The 19155-nt window shown below is 73.6% G+C and carries 16 protein-coding genes; 13 read left to right on the top strand and 3 right to left on the bottom strand.

Translation table 11 applies throughout. The annotated features are described in order from the left end of the window. Nucleotides 1-462 precede the first annotated feature (462 nt). The 3 genes from ACFVVU_RS27205 (at nt 463) to ACFVVU_RS27195 (ending at nt 7215) form a co-directional block, all read left to right on the top strand. Complete coding sequence (locus ACFVVU_RS27205; RefSeq protein WP_387792818.1) at nt 463-3564, top strand: amino acid adenylation domain-containing protein; 3102 nt, start codon at nt 463-465, stop codon at nt 3562-3564. Next, complete coding sequence (locus ACFVVU_RS27200; protein WP_387792816.1) at nt 3561-6398, top strand: beta-ketoacyl synthase N-terminal-like domain-containing protein; 2838 nt, start codon at nt 3561-3563, stop codon at nt 6396-6398. The genes ACFVVU_RS27205 and ACFVVU_RS27200 overlap by 4 nt, the downstream gene beginning before the upstream one ends. 229 nt (nt 6399-6627) lie before the next feature. Beyond that, a complete protein-coding gene (locus ACFVVU_RS27195; protein ID WP_355363277.1) occupies nt 6628-7215 on the top strand; it encodes a TetR/AcrR family transcriptional regulator in 588 nt (195 codons plus the stop codon). 49 nt (nt 7216-7264) lie between these two features. Here ACFVVU_RS27195 and ACFVVU_RS27190 read toward each other — a convergent pair whose 3' ends face one another. Further along, entirely contained in the window at nt 7265-7747 is a 483-nt protein-coding gene (locus tag ACFVVU_RS27190) for an SRPBCC family protein (RefSeq protein ID WP_380684964.1), read from the bottom strand. A 248-nt stretch (nt 7748-7995) separates the two neighbouring features. On the opposite strand from ACFVVU_RS27190, the gene ACFVVU_RS27185 reads away from it, so the two are divergent. From ACFVVU_RS27185 to ACFVVU_RS27150, 8 genes are all read left to right on the top strand, one after another. Then, entirely contained in the window at nt 7996-9606 is a 1611-nt protein-coding gene (locus tag ACFVVU_RS27185) for an aldehyde dehydrogenase family protein (protein ID WP_380684963.1), read from the top strand. Then, on the top strand, nt 9603-10742 hold the full coding sequence (locus ACFVVU_RS27180) for an acyl-CoA dehydrogenase family protein (RefSeq protein ID WP_380684962.1): 1140 nt from the start codon (nt 9603-9605) through the stop codon (nt 10740-10742). The genes ACFVVU_RS27185 and ACFVVU_RS27180 overlap by 4 nt, the downstream gene beginning before the upstream one ends. Before the next feature lie 93 nt (nt 10743-10835). Then, a complete protein-coding gene (locus ACFVVU_RS27175) occupies nt 10836-12131 on the top strand; it encodes an aspartate aminotransferase family protein (protein WP_380684961.1) in 1296 nt (431 codons plus the stop codon). Between the two features lie 60 nt (nt 12132-12191). Next, nucleotides 12192-12644: a type II toxin-antitoxin system RatA family toxin gene (locus ACFVVU_RS27170; protein ID WP_387792812.1), complete on the top strand. Its 453-nt coding sequence runs from the start codon at nt 12192-12194 to the stop codon at nt 12642-12644. Further along, entirely contained in the window at nt 12644-13129 is a 486-nt protein-coding gene (locus ACFVVU_RS27165; protein WP_387792810.1) for a hypothetical protein, read from the top strand. The genes ACFVVU_RS27170 and ACFVVU_RS27165 overlap by 1 nt, the downstream gene beginning before the upstream one ends. Beyond that, nucleotides 13126-14112, top strand: coding sequence for a bifunctional lysylphosphatidylglycerol flippase/synthetase MprF (locus ACFVVU_RS27160; protein WP_387792808.1), 987 nt, complete (start codon nt 13126-13128; stop codon nt 14110-14112). The genes ACFVVU_RS27165 and ACFVVU_RS27160 overlap by 4 nt, the downstream gene beginning before the upstream one ends. 43 nt (nt 14113-14155) lie before the next feature. Next, nucleotides 14156-15124, top strand: a complete 969-nt coding sequence (locus ACFVVU_RS27155) for a VlmB-like protein (RefSeq protein ID WP_387792807.1) — start codon at nt 14156-14158, stop codon at nt 15122-15124. After that, nucleotides 15121-15975, top strand: a complete 855-nt coding sequence (locus ACFVVU_RS27150; RefSeq protein WP_387792805.1) for an alpha/beta fold hydrolase — start codon at nt 15121-15123, stop codon at nt 15973-15975. Before ACFVVU_RS27155 ends, ACFVVU_RS27150 begins: the two co-directional genes overlap by 4 nt. 72 nt (nt 15976-16047) lie before the next feature. On the opposite strand, the gene ACFVVU_RS27145 is transcribed toward ACFVVU_RS27150, so the two are convergent. Next, nucleotides 16048-16863: an SAM-dependent methyltransferase gene (locus ACFVVU_RS27145; protein ID WP_387792803.1), complete on the bottom strand. Its 816-nt coding sequence runs from the start codon at nt 16861-16863 to the stop codon at nt 16048-16050. Between the two features lie 323 nt (nt 16864-17186). On the opposite strand from ACFVVU_RS27145, the gene ACFVVU_RS27140 reads away from it, so the two are divergent. After that, on the top strand, nt 17187-17747 hold the full coding sequence (locus ACFVVU_RS27140; protein ID WP_380684954.1) for an RNA polymerase sigma factor: 561 nt from the start codon (nt 17187-17189) through the stop codon (nt 17745-17747). Next, entirely contained in the window at nt 17744-18406 is a 663-nt protein-coding gene (locus ACFVVU_RS27135) for a hypothetical protein (protein WP_380684953.1), read from the top strand. The genes ACFVVU_RS27140 and ACFVVU_RS27135 overlap by 4 nt, the downstream gene beginning before the upstream one ends. A 277-nt stretch (nt 18407-18683) precedes the next feature. Here ACFVVU_RS27135 and ACFVVU_RS27130 read toward each other — a convergent pair whose 3' ends face one another. Next, nucleotides 18684-19109 (bottom strand): hypothetical protein, encoded by a 426-nt coding sequence (locus tag ACFVVU_RS27130; RefSeq protein ID WP_387792800.1) that lies wholly within the window; start codon nt 19107-19109, stop codon nt 18684-18686. Nucleotides 19110-19155: the final 46 nt, after the last annotated feature.

The following is a 19155-nucleotide window of genomic DNA, read 5'->3' as shown; positions in this document are numbered from 1 at the left end:
GATTCCTGCTGTCGGACCTTCACCGATCCCCCTTGATTCTGGTGCGTCGCCGCCCAATGGTAGTCAGCGGGCAGGCCATTTCAAGGGTTCCGGATGCCGCGCCCGACGAGGCCTCAGAAACTGGCCGAAGAACGTGATTCGGGTTATCAGGGATGCGTAAACGGAGGCGGCGGTTCCTTGACGGGCACCCGGGCCGGGCCTACTGTGGGTCGAGTCGATCCGTTCTGGAAAGCTCCGCCGCCCGGCGGCATCGCGCCCGACCTGCAGGTTCTTCTCCACTGCTGGACGGGGTGGCGGGCGCCGAACCCCGACAGCGGTGTCTGCGGAGAGTCACGGCACCCGCACAGCGGGCAATCGGCCGCCGTGTCGCGAGATTTTCGTCAATGCCTTGTTCGGCATATCCAGATCGCCGGGACCGAGCCTCCGCGGCAATCAGCAAGCCACTCATGGGGGATGTCAGAAATGCCCGAGACGGTACGCGCTCTCACGGCCGCTCAGCGAAAGCTCTATCTGCACGGAAAAGTTCATCCCCGCGACACCTCGTACGATCTGACGTTCGCCTTCCGGATGACCGGCGACATCGACTCCGAGCGCCTGCGCGGAGCGGTCGAGGCGTTCCTCAACGCCAACGTCGCGTTCAACACGGTGTTCGCGGAGCGCGACGGCGAGGTCAGGGCGGTGTACGACCCGGAGCGCCGCTACCGGGTGCCGCTCACCCGCTGCGCGGGCGACGCCACCGAGCGCGTCCGGGAGCGGATGTCGGGGGAGGCCCGCCGGCAGATCCCCGTCGACCGCTGGCCGCTGTACGACTACACGCTGGTCGAGGACGACCAGGCCACCTTCCTGACCATCCGGATGTCGCACCTGATCTGCGACGCCTTCGCCTTCTACAACGTCGGCCCGGAGATCGAGCGCCTCTACCGGGACCCCTCCGCGCGGCCGGCCGGCGTCGAGCTCAGCCCGCTGGACTTCCCGGACGGCGACACCCGGGACCCCGCCGCGAAGGAGTTCTTCGGCTCGATGCTGGGCGGCCTCTCCGCGCTCGCGCTGGAGGAGCTGGAGGCCGGCCGCAACGCCGAGGGGATCCTGGAGGGCGCGCACCTGTGGCTGCCGCTGGACGCCGAGCTGAACGCCGCGATCGACAAGACGGTCGCCGAGCTCGGGGTGCGCAAGTTCAGCTTCTTCCTCGGTGTGCACCTGCTGCTGCTCGGCACCCTGAGCGCGAGCCGCACCGTCACCACGGCCATCCCGCTGGGCAACCGCAGAGGCGGGGACGAGCGCCGGCGCCTCGCGTACGGCTACTTCGTCAACACCCTGCCGCTCGCGGTGGACCTCGACGCCTACGCCACCTTCGGCGACCTGTGCCGGGACGTCGAGCAGCGGATGGGCTCGATGATCCGGCACGAGGGCTTCGACCTGACGGCGAACGCCGACGAGGTCATCCCCGGGGTCCGGGCCGGACGCCACACACCGAGCAGTTCCTTCACCTACTACCGCCAGGCGCTGGCCTTCCAGATCGCCGACTGGACGGCCGAGAGCCTCGAACTGCACCGCCGCGACCTGGTCTACCCGCTCGTCGCCCGGGTCGAGGACCTCGGCGACGGCTACGGCTACCACCTCGCGCACACCGACGCCCTGGCGGCCGGCGACCCGACGGCCACCCTGCTGACCCTGCTGGACTCGGTGGCCGTCGGCCGGGACGTCGACCTCGCCGAGGTGCGCGGCGTCTCCCCGGACCGCGCCCGGGCCATCGACGCCCTGGTCAACCGGCACCTCCCGGTCCCGACCGCGCCCTCCCTCCAGGCCGTCTTCGAGCAGCGGGCCGCCCAGTACCCGGACCGCACCGCGGTCGAGTACGGCGCCGAGCGGCTGAGCTACCGCGAACTGGACGAGCGGGCCAACCGGATCGCCCGCCGGCTGCGGGCGACCGTGCCCGCCGACCACGTGGCCGTCGCGATGGACCGCGGCTGCGACCTGATCGCGGTGCTGCTCGGCGTGCTGAAGGCCGGCAAGACGTACGTGCCGCTCGACCCGGCGGCGCCCGAGGCGCGGGTGCGCCACATCATCGGCCGGTTCGCGCGGCTGCCGCTGATCTGCGGTCCGGAGGTCTTCAGCGGGATCGGCCACGACGCCCGGATCCCGCTGGACGAACTGCTGCGCGCCGCCGCGGACCTGCCGGGGACGGCGCTGCCGGCGCTCGACCTGCGGCAGCGGCCCGCCTACGTGATCTTCACCTCGGGGTCGACCGGCAAGCCCAAGGGCGTCCAGGTCACCCACGCCAACGTACTGCGGCTGTTCGGCGCCGCCGACCGGGAGTTCCGCTTCACGGCCGACGACACCTGGTGCCTCTTCCACTCGTACGCCTTCGACTTCGCGGTCTGGGAGATGTACGGCGCGCTGCTCTACGGCGGCCGCCTGGTCGTCCCCTCCGAGGCCGAACGGAAGTCGCCCGACCGGTTCGCCGACTTCCTCGCGGAGACCGGCGTCACGGTGCTCAACCAGACGCCCTCCGCCTTCCGCCGGCTCAGCGGGGCGCTGGACGAGCGCCACGTGGACCGGATCCGGGTCCGCTACGTGGTCTTCGGCGGCGAGGCGCTGCAGTTCGACAGCCTGGCGCGCTGGGTCGAGCTGCTGGGCCCGCGGGCGGAGCTGGTGAACATGTACGGCATCACCGAGACCACGGTCCATGTGACGTCCTACCGGGTGACGCCCGAGGACATCGCCGAGCGCCGCCCCAGCATCATCGGCAAGCCGCTGGCGGACCTGGCGATCCGGGTGGTCGACCAGCACCTGGCGCCGGTCCCGGTCGGCGTCCCCGGCGAGATCCTGGTGTCCGGCGCCGGGGTGTCGCTGGGCTACCTCGGACAGCCGGAGCTCACCGCCGAGCGCTTCGTCGAACTCCCCGGCGAGCAAGGGCGGTTCTACCGCTCGGGCGACCTCGGCCGGGTGCTCGCCGACGGCAACCTGGTCTACCTGGGCCGGATGGACCAGCAGGTCCAGCTGCGCGGGTACCGGATCGAGCTGGGCGAGGTCGAGACGGCGCTGCGCGCGGTGCCCGGCGTCACCGACTGCGCCGTCCTGCTGGACGAGCGGGCGGCGGAGCCGCAGCTGGTCGGGTTCGTGGTGCGCCGGCCGGAGGCGGACGACCAGCGGATCCGCGCGGCGATGAAGGACCTGGTGCCGGGCTACATGCTGCCCGCGCGCTACGTCGAGCTGGCGGCGCTGCCGCTGACCGTCAACGGCAAGGTCGACGCGGCCGCGCTGCCGTGGTCCGAGCCCGAGCCGGACACCCGGCTGTCCTTCGCCGAGGCGGACGGCGCGGCGACCCCCGCGATCGTCCGGGTCGCCCGGGTCTGGCGGGAGGTCCTCGGCTTCTCCGAATTCACCGCCGACGACCGGTTCTTCGACGTCGGGGGCAGCTCGGTACAGGTGCTCCAGGTGCACCGCCGGCTCGCCCAGGACGTGCCGGGCCTGGAGATGATCGACCTGTTCATGCACACGACCGTGCGTGAACTGGCCTCCCACCTGGAGCTGTTGACCCTCGCCGCCGGTGGTGCGGCATGACCAAGGAGCGTAGCAACGACATGACTGCCGCCAATCCCGCGGAGCCCGTGGCCATCGTCGGCATGGCGGTGCGCCTGCCCGGTGCGCGCACGGTGGACGAGTTCTGGCAGAACCTGGTGGACGGCGTCAGCGCCGTGCGCGATTTCACCGACGAGGAGTTGGCCGCGGCCGGCGTCGACGAGCGGCTGCGGGCCCAGCCGGGCTACGTGGCCCGGGGCGTCCCGCTGGAGGGCGTCGACCGCTTCGACGCGGACTTCTTCGGCTACACCCCGCAGGAGGCGCGGGTGACCGACCCGCAGCACCGCGTCTTCCTGGAGACCTGCTGGCGCGCCCTGGAGGACGCCGGGACGGTGCCGCGCTCCGGCGACGCCACGATCGGGGTGTTCGCCTCCTCCAGCATGAGCACCTACCTGCTCAACAACATCCTGCGCGACGAGCAGGAGGGCGCCCCGAACAGTGCGCCGACCGAGCTCAGCTACCCCGTGCTGATCGGCAACGACAAGGACTTCCTGGCCACCCGGGTGTCCTACAAGCTGGGGCTCACCGGGCCCAGCCAGACCGTCCAGTCCGCCTGCTCCAGCTCGCTGGTGGCGCTGCACCAGGCGGCGGCCGCGCTGCGCGGCGGCGAGTGCGACGTCGCGCTGGCCGGCGGGGTGAGCATCACCGTGCCGCAGCACTCCGGCTACCTGCACAAGGAGGGCGGCATCGCCTCCCCCGACGGCCACTGCCGGCCGTTCGACGCGGCGGCGGGCGGCACCGTGCGGGGCAACGGGGCCGGTGTGGTCGTGCTCAAGCGGCTCGCGGACGCCCTCGCCGACCGGGACCGGATCTACGCGGTGGTCCGCGGCAGCGCGGTGACCAACGACGGCTCGGACAAGATCGGCTTCACCGCGCCGGGCGTGCGCGGCCAGGCCCGCGCCGTCAGCGCCGCACTGGCCGCGGCCGGAACCCCGGCGGACGAGATCGGCTACGTCGAGGCGCACGGCACCGGTACCGCGATCGGCGACCCGATCGAGATCCGGGCGCTGTCGATGGCGCACGACGGCACCCGGGAGTGCGCGCTGGGCAGCGTCAAGGCCAACCTCGGGCACCTGGACGCGGCGGCCGGCATCGTGGGCCTGATCAAGACCGCGCTGGTGCTGCACCATCAGACGGTGCCCCCGCAGATCAACTTCTCCGCGGTCAACCCGCTGATCCCGCTGGAGCGTTCGCGCTACGTGGTGCACACCGACAAGCACCTGCCGGCCGAGCCGATCACGGCCGCCGCGGTCAGCTCGTTCGGACTCGGCGGCACCAACGGGCACTGCGTCCTGGGCCGGCACGTCGCGGCGGAGCGCCGCCGCGAGCCGGCGGGGGAGCCGTACCTGCTGCTGCTGTCCGCCCGCGGCCCCGAGGCGCTGGTCCGCCAGGCCGAGCGGCTGCGCGGCCACCTGGAGCAGGCCCGGCCGCGCCTGGACGACCTCGCCCTCACGCTCGGCACCGGCCGCACCCACTGGACGGAGCGCCTGGCGCTGGTCGCCGGTTCCCTGGACGAGGCGCTGGCCGGACTGGACGCGTTCCTGGCCGGCGGCGGGCGGGCCGGCGACCACCCGGCGGCCAGGGACTTCGTGGCCGGCGGCAGCGTCGCGCCGGAGCTGCTCGGCGACCTCGGCGCGGCGGTGAAGACCGTCCTGCCGGGCTACCCGCTCGAACCGCGCAGCCACTGGATCGAGCCGGCGCCCCGCGAGGCCGCCCCGGCTCCGGCCCCGGCCGCGGCGCCGGCCGCGCCGGGGGCCGACACCGGGGAGCTGCTGGCGGAGGTCGTCGCCGTGCTGCAGCAGCTGCTGGGCATCGACGGGATCGGCCCCGACGACGACTTCTTCGACCTCGGCGGCGACTCGCTCACCGCCGTCGACGCGGCCAGCCTGCTGTCGCAGCGCTACCACGTGGAGGTCGACTTCGAGGCGTTCGCGGACCGCCGCACCCCCGGCGGGATCGCCGAGTACCTCACGGAGCTGGTCCACGGCACGGCCGAGTACTCCGCCATGGTCCGGGTGCGCGAGGGCGAGGGCCCGCACCTGTTCCTGATCTACCCGGCCGGCGGCACCAACTTCTGCTACTTCCGGCTGGCCGAGCACCTGGACTTCGACGGCCCGCTGACCGCGTTCGCCTATCCCCGCGAGCTCGGCGACGGACCGGTCACCATCCGGCAGCTGGCCGCGCTGTACATCGAGCGGATGCGGGCGGTGCAGCCGCACGGGCCGTACCGGCTCGCGGGCTACTCCTTCGGCGGCAACCTCGCCTTCGAGGTCGCCCTGCAGCTGCAGCGGGCCGGCGAGGGGGTCTCCGGGCTGTACCTGTTCGACGCCCACCCGCCGGAGGCGTACGTCGGCGAGTCCCTGACCGAGCAGGAGTTCCTGGTCGCGCTGCCGCAGATGATCGCCTCGGTGATGCCGGACGCCGGCATCCGGCGCGACGCCGCTCCGCCGCGCAGCATGGCCGAGGTGGCCGAGGTGCTCAGGACCCGTCCCGACTGGCTGCCCGCCGGGGAGGAGGAGTTCCTGCGGTTCGTGCGGATCTGGCGCCGCAACCACGAGGCCCTCAAGGGGTACTACCCGGACGGGAAGGTCAGCGGACCGGTGGTGGTCTTCGACGCCGAGCAGCCGCACCCGGAGGAGGAGGTGGCGGTGCTGCGGATCAAGCTGCTGAGCAAGGACTACTGGCGCTCCCACGTCGACGGCGAGATGTCGGTCGTCCCGGTGCCCGGCAACCACTACACCATGTTCACCGACCTGGCGCTGGTGCCGAGGCTGGCCGCCGCCTTCCAGGCGGTGCTGGACGGGCGCGGCGCCTGAGGCCGGCGCCCGGGGCCGGCGCGGTGGGGTGCGGGCACGGCGGTGCGCGCACCCCGCCGCACCCCGGCGCACCCCGTCGCGCCGGCGGACGAGGTGGCCCGGCGCGGCGCAGTCGTGATAGAACGGTCCGACTCGTTCTTATCTGATACCGGCCACGTCCGTACGCCGCAAGTCACTTCCGACGCCAGGGGATTGAGAAGCAGTGGGTACCAAGCGCACGCTGACACGCGTGGACGGCGCCTCCGGGGCGGCCATGCGGGACCTGGAGGCGCGTCGGCGGATCCTGTCCGTCACCCACCAGATGCTCGTCGCCCAGGGCTACGCCAAGCTGACGATCGGCGGGGTGGCCGCCAACGCCGGGGTCGGCAAGGCGACGATCTACCGCACCTGGCCCAACAAGCCGTCGCTGGTGCTGGACGCCCTGCGCGACTCCTTCCCCGAGGTGCCGACGGCCGACCTGGGCGACAGCCGGGCGGAGATGCTCGCCGCGGCCAACACGCTGGCCAGGCTGTTCGGCCTGCGTGAGGTCCGTGCGGTGCTGCCCGGTCTGATCGCCGACACGGCGGCCAGCTCCGAGTTCGAGAACGTGCTGCGGGACAACCTCGTCGGCGAGCGCAAGAACCGCTCGACGCAGGCCCTGGAGCGGGCGATCGAGCGCGGCGACCTGCCGCCGGACACGGACGTCTCGCTGGTGCTCGACAGCTGGGCGGGCGTGATGCTGTTCCGCTGCCTGTTCTTCGACGAGACCTTCTCCGAGGCGGACGTCGAGCGGCTGGTCGACGGCACGCTGAACTCGCCCTACCTGCGCTCCGAGTGACACCCGGGCCGCGCCGTCCAGTACGGCGCGGCCCGTTCCCGGAACCCTCCTAGCCGCGCTCGACCGCGCGCTTGAGCCGCTCCAGCGTGGTGCGCATGCCCTGGCGGTTGATCCGCGCCCGGTCGATCGGGCGGGTGGCGGTGAAGACCAGCCCGAGCAGCTCGGTGAGCCGGGCGCCGGGCCCCTTCCTCAAGTCCCGCCAGTACTCGGTGACCGTCGTGCCGCCGTCCGGGGCCGGCTCGAACCGGTACCCCCAACTGGCCACCGGCAGGCCGAATACGCCGACCCGGAAGGCGAACTCCCGGCCCTCCTCGGCCCGGGTGACCCGGCAGGTGGTGAACCACACCGCCACGCCGCGCCGGTTGAACCCGATGAACGGCGAGCCCGCGGCGGCCGGCCCGCGCCGGGCCAGCACCGCCTTGCACTCGGGGCTCCACTCACCCATCCGGCGGATGTCGCTGACGGCCCGGTAGACCACTTCGGGGCGGGCCCCGATCAGCATGCTTTCCTCGACCGACCACTGTCGGTTCACGCAAACCTCCCTGACATGCGGGTTGTTGACGGGGGGACAGGCAGACTCTACCGTAGGACGAGACGGATCGTTCTGGAGGAATCGGCCTCCCGATCCGAACGGCGCGGTGTCCCCGCGGCCCGCCCGGACCGGAGCGTCCGGAGGCCCCCCGCGCAGGGAGTCCACGGTTGTCCGGCACAGTCCTGCCGCGGCCGGAGTCGACGGAAATAGCGACGAAGAAAAAAGCGACGAAGAACAGGAGTGACGCGATGCTGAGTTACGGTTCCTACATCGCGGGGCAGGACCGCCCTGGCACCGACTGGGTGTACACCCTGCGGTCCTCCGCGATGGTGCGCGACTTCTTCGGGTCGCTGGCGCTCAAGCGCGGCCTGGAGAAGGGCCGGATCGCCCCGGCCGACGCCCCCGAGCAGGTGGTGGGCCGCTGCTCGCTCGCCGACGGCCACGACCTGGACGCCGCGCTGGTCGCCGCCTCGACGGCGGCCCGCGAGTGGCGGGCCTTCCCGCTGGCCGCCCGGATGCGGCTGGTCGAGGAGTTCCGCGCCCTGGTCGTGGAGCACTTCGACGAGATCGTCGACCTGATGGTCGCCGAGGGCCACCCGCGCACGCTGGCCCGCTGGGAGCTGACCGGCTGGCTGGCCAACACCGGCGAGGAGACCCGGGAGTGGTGCCGGGGCCAGATGGAGCACCAGGCCGTCATCGGGCCCCGCCGGATGACCGTCCGACGGGTCGCGGACGGCGTGGTCTGCCTCAACCCGCCGCAGAACGCCTCGGTGGCCAACTCGATGCTCGGGGTCTGGGCCCTGGCCGCCGGCAACGCCCTGGTGGTCCGGGCGCCGGTGAGCGCGCCGCTCGGCGTGCTGCACGCGCTGCACCGGCTGGTGGTCCCCGCGCTGGAGCGCGTCGGCGCGCCGGCCGGAGTGCTCAACGCGGTCTGCGCCGACGCCCGGCAGACCCTGCGGCACTGGCTGGACAGCCCCCTGGTCGACGACATCATGTACTTCGGCGGCAGCGAGAAGGGCATCGCGTTCGGCGCCGAGTGCGTGGCCCGCGGCAAGAAGCCGGTGCTGGAGCTGGCCGGCAACGACACCGCCGTGGTCTGGCACGACGCCGACCCGGACCTGGCCGCCGAGGCGCTCGCCGAGGCCTTCTACGGCTCCGGCCAGATCTGCATGGTGCCCAACCGCGCGGTGGTCCACCCGCGGATCGCCGACCGGCTGATCGAACGGCTGCGGGCCCGGGTGGCCGAGATCCGGCCCGGCTTCCCCGAGGACGAGGGGGTGCTGCTCTCGCCGGTGCTGCGCGCCGACTCCTTCTTCGAGGTGCTGGAGCAGGCCGTGGCCGGCGGCGCCCGACTGCTGTGCGGCGGCGAGCGGGTGGACGTCGACGGCCGGCCCGACCCGATCGGGCTGTTCCTGGAACCCACCCTGCTGCGGGTGGACGGGCTGAAGGCGGCGAACGACCTGGACGCCGTCCGGCACGAGACCTTCTTCCCGTTGCTGCCCGTGGTCGTCCCCGAGGACGCCCCGGACGACGAACTGCTGGAGTCCGTCATCGAGTTCACCAACGCCAATGCCTACGGGCTGCGCAACTCGCTCTGGGCCCGGGACGCGCGGGTGGTGGACCGGTTCGTCGCCGGCGTCACCAACGGAGGCCTGATCAAGGTGAACGACTCGCACATCGGCTTCCTGCCGCTGCTGCCCACCCACGGCGGCAACGGCCTGACCGGCGGGCCCGGCGGCGAGGCCAACTTCCCGATCCTGCGCACCTCGCGCCTGCAGGGTGTCAGCGTGGCCGACGGGATCCGGCCGGTCGAGGCCGCGTTCGAGGCGCTCGTTCCGGCCCGGGAGGCGGCCGAATGATCCGCTCGATGGAGCTGGCCCGCGAGGCCTGCGACACGTTCCTGCCCGGACTGCGCGACGCGCTCGCCGACGTCCCGCTGGAGGTCCTGGAGTCGGCCGAGAGCCCCGGCCTGGACGCCTTCCGCCGGGCCGGCGGCCCGGGCCTGCTGGTGCCGACCGACTACAGCGGCGGCGGCGCCGGCCCGCTGGAGGCGGTCCGGGCGACCCGGGCGATCGGGGCGCTGTCGCCCTCGCTCGCGGTGGCCGCGACCATGCACAACTTCTCGGTGGCCAGCCTGGTCGCGCTGCTCGGTTCGGCGGACGCGACCGGTCTGGAGTGGCTGCTGATCGAGGGCATCGCCCGGGACCGGCTGCTGGTGGCCTCCGGCTTCGCCGAGGGGCGCGCCGGACAGGGCATCCTCAGCGCGACCATGACGGCCCGTCAGGTCGAGGCCGGCTACCTGGTCACCGGCGCCAAGAAGCCGTGCAGCCTGTCCCGTTCGATGGACCTGCTCACCGCGAGCGTGGCGGTCCCGCTGCCGGACGGCGGCACCGAACTGGGCGTCGCGCTGATCCCGGCCACCTCGCCCGGGATCACCCGGCACCCGTTCTGGTCCAGCGGCTTCCTGGCCGGGGCCGAGAGCGACGAGGTCCGGCTGGTGGACGTCGAGGTGGCACCCGAGCTGATGCTCAAGCCCAAGCAGGAGCTGGGCGGCGGACTCGACACCCTGCAGACCGTCGGCTTCGTCTGGTTCGAGCTGCTGGTGACCGCGGCCTACACCGGCGCGGTCGCCCGGCTGGTCGAGCGGGCGCTGGACGAGGGCCGGGGCAGCACCACCGACCGGGCGGCCCTGGCCACCAAGCTGGAGGCCGCCATCGCGGTGGTGGAGAACCAGGCCCGGGCCGCCGAGTCCGGCGAGGTCGGCCACGACGAGCTGGCCGCCGTGCTCACCGCCCGCTACGCCGCCCAGGACCTGCTGGTCGAGGCCGCCGACCGGGCCGCCGAACTGCTCGGCGGCATGGCCTACATCGGCTCCTCGGAGGTCGGCTACCTGCTCGCGGTCAGCCGGGCCCTGGCCTTCCACCCGCCCTCCCGGTCCAGCAGCGCACAGGCCCTGCTGGACCACCACGCGGGACAGCCGCTGCTGCTGTCCTGACCCAGATCGGCACGTGCGCCCGGTCGGCGCATCCCCCGTCGACCGGCCGGGCGCACGTCGCCACCCCCCCCGACCCCAGGAAGGACCCGGGCAGTGACCCAGGCGCTCGAAACCACGGCACCGGCCCCGCACGACCCGGCCGGCATCGCCGCGCTCTACCGGGCCCACCTCAGCCGGGGCCGCGGCAAGCTCGGCGAGATGTTCGGCGGCCAGGTCGAGGCGTCCTCCTCCGGCTCCGTGGTCCGCACCACGGACGGCCGCGCGTACCTCAACTGCGGCGGCTACGGCGTCTTCCTGGCCGGCGCCTGCCACCCGAAGGTGGTCGCCGCCGTCGAGCACCAGCTGCGCACCCATCCGCTGTCCACCCGGCTGCTGCTGGAGCCCTCCGCCGCCCACGCCGCCGCCGCCCTGGCCCGGGTCGCACCGCCCGGCCTGGAGCGGGTGCACTTCTGCGGCTCCGGCGCCGAGGCGGTGGAGACCGGCATCAAGTTGGCCCGCAGCGCCGGCCACCGGAGGCTGGTCTCGATGGTCGACGGCTTCCACGGCAAGACGCTCGGCGCCCTCTCCGCCACCGCGAAGCCGCTCTACCAGGACCCGTTCCGGCCGCTGCTGCCGGACACCGCCCACGTCCCGTACGGCGACATCGACGCGCTGGCCGCAGCCCTCGGCCCGGACGCCTCCGATGCCTGCGTGATCCTCGAACCGGTGCAGGGCGAGGCGGGCGTGGTGATCCCGCCGGACGGCTACCTCAAGCAGGTCGAGCGGCTGTGCCGCCGGACCGGCGCCTTCCTCGTCCTGGACGAGGTGATGACCGGCCTGGGCCGGCTCGGCACCATGTGGGGCGCCGACCGCGAGCAGGTCGTGCCCGACGTCCTGCTGGTCGGCAAGGCGCTCAGCGGCGGCGTCGTCCCGGTCGCGGCCGCCATCGCCACCCCCGCGGCGTTCGCCGCCTTCGACCGCGACCCCTTCCTGCACACCTCGACCTTCTCCGCCGCCCCGATCGCGATGGCCGCCGCCCGTGCCGCGGTCGAACTGATCGAGGAGGAGGACCTGGTCGGCCGCTCGCACACGCTCGGCGGCCGGCTGCTCACCATGCTGACCCGGGTGCTCGGCGAGCACTGCCCGCACCTGGTCGCCGACATCCGCGGCCGCGGGCTGCTGATCGGCGTCGAGTTCCACGACGCCGGCCTGGTGGGGGAGTTCATCCTCGAACTGCTGGACCAGGGGGTGGTGGTCAACCACTCCCTGAACGCCCACACGGTGGCCCGCTTCACCCCGCCCGCCGTGCTGGAGGAGCACGAGCTGGAGCGGCTGGAGGCCGCCGTCACCGCCGCCGCCCGCGCGCTCGCCACCCGGCTGCCCGACCCGTCCCGCCCCTCCGCGCAGTAGTCCTCCGTGCAGTAGTCCTCCGCGCGGTAGCCCTCCCCAGAGAAGTGAAGGTGACGACCCATGAGAACCGTGGACCTGGACGTCCGCTACGACAGCGTGGCACCCGACGACGCGTACGCCCGGATCGGTGACTTCGCCCGCTACCCCTCGCTCGTCGAGGCCGTCCGGCAGGTGACCGTCCACCCCGGGCCGCGGACCGAACCGCTGCACAGCGACTGGGAGGTGGACTTCCGCAACGGCGTGCTCAGCTGGTCGGAGGCCGACACCTTCGACGACGCGCGCCGGCTGATCTCCTTCGAGCAGACCACCGGGGACTTCGACACCTTCACCGGCCAGTGGCAGGTGCGGGAGGAGGGCGAGGGCTGCGCGGTCCGCTTCAGCGCCGAGTTCGACTTCGGACTCCCCAGCTTGGCCGGCATCATCGACCCGGTCGCCGAACGGGTGCTGCGGGAGAACATCCTGGGCATCCTGGAGGGCCTGCTCGGCGCCGGTCCGGCCCGGACGGAGGCCTGATGGACGCCGCCAACCGCTTCGAGTCGCGGGTCACCTACCGGCTGCTGCGCGCGGAGTACCTCACCGGCCTGCTGATCTGCGCCGGGCTGCTGCTCTACCACTGGGACGAGGTGCGCTGGCTGCCCGCCCTCGCGCTGTTCGGCTACATCGACCTCATCGGCTACCTGCCCGGGGCGCTCGCCCACCACCGGGCCAAGGGCGGACGGATCCACCGCGCCTACTACGTGCTGTACAACACCATGCACAGCGCCCTCACCGCCGGCGCCGTCGCCGCGCTCTGGGCCTGGCTGGTCGAGCCGGAGTGGGCCCTGCTCGCCATCCCGCTCCACCTCTGCGGCGACCGCGGGCTGCTCGGCAACTTCCTCAAGCCGTTCAGCGTGCCGTTCGAGCCCTCCCCGCACCCGGCCTTCGTCGAGTTCGACGATCAACTCGCCGGCAGCCCCCGGAGGTTCGACCGGCCGTCCAGGCCGAAGGAGCGGGTGTGACCACCCCGGCCGTCCCCCGGGCCGACGCTGCCGAGACCCTGCGCCGCCACGCCGACCACCCCAGCGGCTTCCTCGCCCTGAACTCCGGCACCCGGCACCACCACGGCGGCGGCGACCGGGGCCTCATCGCCTACACCCTCCGAGGCCGGCACGCCATCCAGTTCGGCGGCCCGTACGCGCCGCCGCAGCACCGGGCGGCGCTGCTCGCCGAGTTCCGGGCGGCCGTCCCGGCCCGGCTGACCGTCGCCCAACTCCGGGCCGTCGACATCCCGTTGTACGCCGGACAGGGCTTCGCCGTGAACCAGATCGGCAGCACCTACGCGATCGACCTGGGCGCCTTCACCACCCGGGGCCGGGCGCTCGCCAAGGTCCGGCAGAACACCGCCCGGGCCCGCCGGGAGGGCGTGACCGTCACCGAGCTGGCCCAGGGCGAGGGCGAGGACCCGGAGCTGTCCGCCATCGACGCCGCCTGGCTGCGGGACAAGGGGCGGCACGTCAAGGAACTGCGGTTCCTGATCGGCGAACGGGGCGGCCCCGGAGCGCCCTGGCGGCGCACCTTCGTCGCCCGGCGCGAGGGGCGCACCCTCGGGTACATCAGCTACTCCCCGGCGTACGGCGCCCGCCCCGGCTGGCTCTACGACCTCACCCGGCGCCGGCCCGACAGCCCGGTGGGCACGGTCGAGCTGATCAACCTCACCGCGCTCACCCGGTTCCAGTCCGAGGGCGCCGGCTGGCTGCACCTCGGCCTCACCCCGTTCGCCGGCCTCGCGGCCGAGCACGACCCCCCGGCGGCCGGCCGCACCCTGGCCCGCGTCGTTCGCCTGCTGGCGGAGCACGGCCGGGCGGTCTACCCGGCGCGCAGCCAGGAGGCCTTCAAGCTCAAGTGGGACCCGCAGGTGATCGAACCGGAGTACGCGGCCTTCGAGGGCGGCGTCTCACCCACCGCGGTGTGGAACCTGATGCGGGCCACCCGCGCCATCTGACGCGAAGTCAACTCTCCTCATGCTGACCTGACCTGGAGCCACCATGACCACCGAAACGATCCCGGACCTCCCCGCGGAGGTCGACCTCAGGTCCGCCCCCGGCGTCCTCGAAGGCGCCCGCGACCTCGAACTCACCCCGGAGCAGTGCGACCTGCGGTACTGGTTCGACCACGTCGCCGGCGGCATGCTGCGCCAGCTGCGCGACGGCACCGTCCCCGACCCCGGGCCGACCCCCGCGGTGCTCACCCCCGGGCCGCTGCGCGACGCCCTGGTCGCGGAGTTCGCCTTCCGCCACCTCGCCGAGTCCAAGGCGACCAGGGCGCTGACCCAGCTGGTCTTCCACGCCCCCGACGAGAGCTGCCTGGAGTTCTTCTCCACCCAGCTCATCGACGAGGCCCGGCACTCCCGCGCCTTCCGCGACCACCTGCTGCGCCTCGGCGTGCCGGCCGGCGAACTCGCCGCCACCGTCCAGCGGGTCGCCGGAGCGGACGGCGCGGCCGTGCTCGACCCGCTGGAGGAGTTCGGCCTCGGCGTGCTCCGCGACAACGCGGACTTCTACGGCGGTGTCCTGGTGCTCACCGTGCTGGTGGAGGGTGTGCTCGCCCCGGCGGCGGAGCTGAGCGAACGCAAGTGGCGCTGCTTCGACCCGGCCGCCGCGCTGATCGAACGGGCCGCCAACGTCGACGAGATCCGCCACCTCACCGTGGGCAGCGCCGTGATCCGCCGGCTGCTGACCGAGCACCCGGGGGAGCGGCAGCGGCTGCTCGACGTGATCGGCCGCGGCTACGAGCTGTGGCGGCGGCTGCCGATGCAGGAGATGCTGATGCGCCGCGAGACGCTCTTCCAGCGGGGGATGGAGGAGCACGCGGCCCTGGCCGCCGGGTACCAGGTCTGGCAGGACCGGCTGCTGCTGGACACCACCCCGCAGGAGCGGCTGGCCACCGCCGAGAGCTGGTCGCACGAGACCCGGCAGTCCCGGCTGGAGCACATGCTGCTCGGAGCCGCCGGATGACCACGGTCGAGCGGCTGACGGTCCCGGTCCCCGGCCGGCCCGCCATCCTGGCCGCGACCGTCACCGTGCCCGACCGGGCGCCGAGCGCGGTGGCCGTGCTGTGGCCCGCGCTCGGCGTGCGGGCCGCCCACTACGAGGCGTTCTGCGCCGAACTCGCCCGCACCGGATTCGGCGTGGTCTGCGCCGACCTGCGCGGGCAGGGCGCGAGCGGGCCCCGGGCCGACCGCTCGGCGCGGCACGGCTACCACGAACTCGCCACCCTCGACTGGCCCGCCGTGCTGCGTGCCGCCCGCACCCGGTTCGGCGCGCTGCCGGTGTACTCGGTCGGCCACAGCCTCGGCGGGCAGGTCTCGCTGCTGCACGCGGCGGCCCACCCGGAGGCGGTCGCCGGTGTGGCGCTGGTCGCGACGGGCTCGGTCGACCGCCGCGGCTTCCCCGGCCTGCACGGCCCGCGCGTCCTGGCCGCCACCCACCTCACCGCGGCGGTGGCCGCCGCGGTCGGCCACTGGCCGGGGGACCGGCTGGGCTTCGCCGGGCGCCAGTCGGCGGTCCTGATGCGCGACTGGGCCCGGATCTGCCGCACCGGCCGGTTCGAGCCCGCCGGGGCCGACCGGGACTACGAGACCCTGCTGGCGGAGCTCAGCCTGCCGGTGCTGGCGCTCTCGGTGGCGGGCGACGACCTGGCTCCGGTGCCGGCCGTGGACCGGCTCTGCGCGAAGATCCCGTCCGCCCGGCTGGACCGGGACCACCACACCGGTGACGCGGGCCGGCGGCCGGACCACTTCCGCTGGGTCCGGGACTCCGGGGCGATCGCGGACCGGATCCGCGCCTGGGCCGACACCCACCGCTGATCCCACCCCCGCGCCCGCGGCGGGCTGAGCACCGCGATGGCCGGGGAAGCGCGGCAGTCGGGGGAGCGCGGCTCAGGGGCGTATCGCGACGGCCCCGTAGCAGGAGGCCTCGGCGTCCGTGACGGGCTCGGCCTCGTCCTCGGGCGTCGGGTGCCAGCGCTGGGTGGCGACGACACCCGGCGTCATGAGGTCCCAGCCGGTGAAGAACTCGCCGAACTCGTTCCGGGTCAGGGCCGCGACCGCGGTGCCGGCCGCCGTGTAGACCTGGATCAGCCGCTCGGTCTCCTCGGCCGCGAAGTCCTGGGTGAGGTGGCTGATCACCAGCGCCGAGCCGCCGGGCAGCTGCTCCTTGAGGCCCTCGGTGATCCGGTGGGCCTCGGACGGGACGAAGTGCAGCAGGGCGTTCATGCTGAGCGCTATCGGCCGGGTGAAGTCCAGGACCTCCCGGGCCGAGTCCAGCAGCGCGCCGGGCTCGCGCACGTCCGCCTGGACGTAGGCGGTGACGCCCTGCTCGGTGCCGCGCAGCAGGGCCTGGGCGTGCAGCAGCACGATCGGGTCGTTGTCGGCGTACACGACCTTGGCGTCCGGCGAGACCGCCTGCGCGACCTCGTGCAGGTTCGGAGAGGTCGGGATGCCGGTGCCGATGTCGAGGAACTGGCGGATGCCGGCCTCGGCGAGCAGCCGGGTCGAGCGGCGCATGAAGGCGCGGTTGGCGCGGGCGGCGGAGCGGGCGTAGGGGAAGACCGCCAGCGCCCGGCCGGCGGCCTCCCGGTCGGCGGGGAAGTTGGTCGTTCCGCCGAGGTAGTAGTCGTACATCCGCGCGGAGTGCGCCAGATGGATGTCGAGGCTGACCTCCACGTCGTCGGTCCGGGCCGTGCCGTCGGTCATGCGCTCCCCCTGCCAGGTCGTCGGAGCGCCCCCGCACGGGGCGTCGACGGTGCCACAAGTGTGGAGCAGGATAACCGAATCGGGTCGCGCAGCGGTTCGCTCCGGGTATGTTCGCGCGACGTTCGCCCCGCGGTCGCCTCACCATATGTCTGATCTTCAAACCTCTTGTTGCGATTTAACATCTCGCCACCCAATACGCCTTAATGTGCCTACCGGGGAAGCGAGTTCCCGCTGTCACCGCGAAGGCCCGTAGGGTTTCACCCGAGGCCGGCGGCCCGCACCGGGCGCCGTCCGGCCGGGGTGCCGCAGGGGAGGATTGGGACTTGACCGAGAGCGACTGGGTGGTCGGCGACCGGGACCGCCTGACGTTCGACGCGTTCTGCGACACGCACGGCAGGGCCTGGACCGGGTTCGCCCGCGCGCGTCTGCGCGACGACGCCGTCGCGCACACGGTGGTGGAGATCGCCAAGGCCCGGGTGTGGCAGGAGTGGCCCCGCATCCTGCGCGAGCAGATCCCGCCCTTCCACGCCTGGGCGATCCTCAAGGAGGAGATCGGGGCCTGTCTGGCGGAGCTGATGATGAACGGCGAGCCGCTGCCCACCCAGACGCACGTCCCCGGGTGGGTCCAGTCGGTGCGGACCGCCGCCGAGCGGGCGCAGCACCTGCTGGAGACCGAGGGCAGCCACGAACAGCTGTACGCCGCGCTGCGCCGGCTGTCCGAGCGGCGCCACGACGTGATCGTGCTGCGCTACCTGCTCGGCCTGCCGGACGACCAGATCGCCAGCTACCTGGGGACGACCGAGGCCAGCGTCCGCTCGACCGTGCGCCAGGCCCTCGACCGGCTGGCCGCGGCGCTCGGCGGCCGGCGCGGGGAGGGTCGGTGAGCACCGAGCACGACCGGGCCCTGCACCCGAACGCGACCGGCGTCCACACGCCCGCAAGGGCCCCGCGGCCGCAGCCGGGGGGTGCCGGGGTCTCCTGGGAACGGCTGCTGACCGCTCCGAGCCCGATGTCCTCCGAGCACAAGCAGGCGGCCCACGAACTCGACCTCGCCGCCTCCCTGGTCCTGGCGATGCCCTCCGCCGCGGCCTCCCTGAGCCTGCTGGTCAACGGTGAGCGGATCCAGCCCGAGGGCGCCCTGGTGCTCGGCGCGCTGCTGTACGTCGCGGACCACCGCGACGGCGCCCAGTTCTGGTGGCAGTTCGCGGCCGGCGGCGGCTCCTACACCGCGGCGTCCTTCCTGAGCCTGCTGCACCGCAGCCTGGGGGAGTTCCTGGACGCCGAGGTCTGGCGCCAGCAGGCGGAGGCGATGGCCACCCTGCCCCGCCCCCCGCAGCGGGTGCTGGACGCCCCGCGCGCCCTGCTGCCGACCAGGGTGCTCGCCGACATACTGGCCCGCTGCCACCACGGCCTCGACGTGCGGCTGCCGCCCCGCATCGCGGCCGTGATCCATCAGCTCCCGGTCGACGGCGACGACCCCGAGTACGGCGAGCTGCCCCAGGTCAGCAGCACCCTGGTCCGCGACCTCACCGGCGAGCCGTAGCGGACGGTGGCGGCCGGCGTCGGCGCGTGCCGGGCGTGCTTCCCCGCCGGGTGCCCGCCGAGGTGTGCGCCGCCCCCGACGAAAGACGCTCGTCGGGGGCGGCGGCACGTCCGGAGCCGGTTCGGATGCCGGCCACCGCCAGGGTGGTGGCCGGGTCGATCGGGCCGGCCGCCCCCGGGGCCTCGGTGTCCATCCAGCCCGACCAACGGCCGAGGGCGTAGTCGCCGTTGGGCCGTCGACCTGCGTGGTGACGGCGCCCGATCGCCGGACCGGGCCCTCAGCGGCGGGCGCCGCGCACGGCCCAGAGGAAGCCGGCCGCGACCAGTGCGGCGGTGGTCGCCGTGATCGCCGCGATCCGCGGGTCCAGGAAGGCCTGCGGCTCGTCGATGACGATGCCGATGATGTAGAACTGCGCGGCGCAGGCGAGGGCCGCACCGGTGAGCGGCGCGCTCCAGGAGCTGAGCGCGGCGCGGTCGGGGAGCCAGGCCAGCAGCATCGCCGTCAGGATGGCGATGGAGGTGGTCACGGCGGCTCCCAGCACGGCGCCGATCGGGATGAGCACGAAGCTGTAACCGAGGACGGTGATCACGGCGCCCCAGCCGCCCCCGACGGCCAGGCCCGCGCAGATCAGCCGCCCCCAGATGCGCAGCCGCCAGGCGGTGGGTCCCGGGTCGTCCCGGCGCGGCGTGAGTGATGCGGTCATGAACGAAGTCTCCGGGGAATCTCGGGCGAAGGGAGGTGCCCGCCGG

It is taken from the genome of Kitasatospora sp. NPDC057965 (assembly GCF_042887135.1).
Taxonomy (GTDB): Bacteria; Actinomycetota; Actinomycetes; order Streptomycetales; family Streptomycetaceae; genus Kitasatospora.
The sequence above is the reverse complement of the archived record's forward strand: the minus strand, read 5'-3'. Positions and strand labels throughout refer to the sequence as shown.